At 32.5% G+C, this 1,180-nt stretch carries 1 protein-coding gene; it reads right to left on the bottom strand.

Features of this window, described 5'->3' with window-relative positions:
* A partial coding sequence (locus AB4Y90_RS17985) for a hypothetical protein (RefSeq protein WP_441558929.1) occupies positions 1-1,180 on the bottom strand: 1,180 nt, incomplete at both ends.

The raw sequence follows: 1,180 nt of genomic DNA on the forward strand, positions 1-1,180 counted from the left end.
CTTCAACATTAATATTTTCTAAAGATTGCTTTGCCAAAGGATTTATATTAAGCTTATAAGAAAGCATTCTGATATTCACTTTCTTTTTCGAATCTAAAGATTTTGCAATCACATCATGTTGATATCGTCCATCTAAATCTGAAAAATAAAACAAACCGTTTTCGGACGTAATTTGCTTTTTTATTTTCGAATGATTTTCAACCAGATATACTTCTGCTTTTACAGGTTTTTTATTCTCATCTTCTACAACACCATAAATCGGGTTGATTTTTTCAGGCAAATATTTATAATTTCCGGTTTTCTCAATCTCCGGATTGATTTCAAAATACCGGTAACCATTGGTCAGCATCACCAAGTCTAAACTTTTTGCCGCTTTTTCTTCTTTTTTATCAAAATAAAACTGTGGTCTTTCTATTTTTCCTCTCAGCTCAGAATCCAATAAAATCCAGGAAAGAATATGGTTTTGCTTATCATCTGCATAAGTCCACAGTTTATCATCCACTACGCTCATCGAAAGATTGGCAGGAATTGGCTGATCGTTTTCGTCGGTTGTTTCAATATTGACGATCACCTTTTCTCTCGGTAGATAATTTTTCTTTGTTGGAATTATTTTCACCTTCATCTGCTTATTTTCGTTTGCGAAAACAATTCTTTCAGCTAAAGGAATATTATTTTCCGTAACCGTAAATCTGCAAATTCCGATGGGAAGTTCTTTTTCTGAAATATCGATATAATTTAATCCTTGTTTTAAGTCTAAAGATTTAGAATAAATTTGCTTTTCCCTGAAATTGCCTGTGATTACAACATTTTTTGCAGAGGTTGAGTTGATGATTAATTGAATGCTCTGATTTTCTTTTTTAACATTAAAAACAATTCCGTCATCTTTAGCAATCGGAAGCTGGTAAATTTTACTGATGTCTTCAGGCTTAAGAACTTTTGCATAATACGTTTCACCTTTTTTAGGGGTAAAAAGAAAATTTCCCATTCCGAAATTATACGCTGAAACTTCGGTTACTTTTTGATGATTCTGATTGTAAATTCCTAAAACTGCATCGACAGGTTTTTCAAATTCGTCTAAAACTTTAAAGGCAATATTTTGTTCGATTCCGTTGATGAAAGTTCCGCCTTCAGGCATAAATTTCAAGTCCAGATTATTCAGAACAATCGGGATATTTCTCGA

The sequence above is a fragment of the Chryseobacterium sp. 2TAF14 genome, assembly GCF_052115105.1.
Lineage (GTDB): Bacteria > Bacteroidota > Bacteroidia > Flavobacteriales > Weeksellaceae > Chryseobacterium.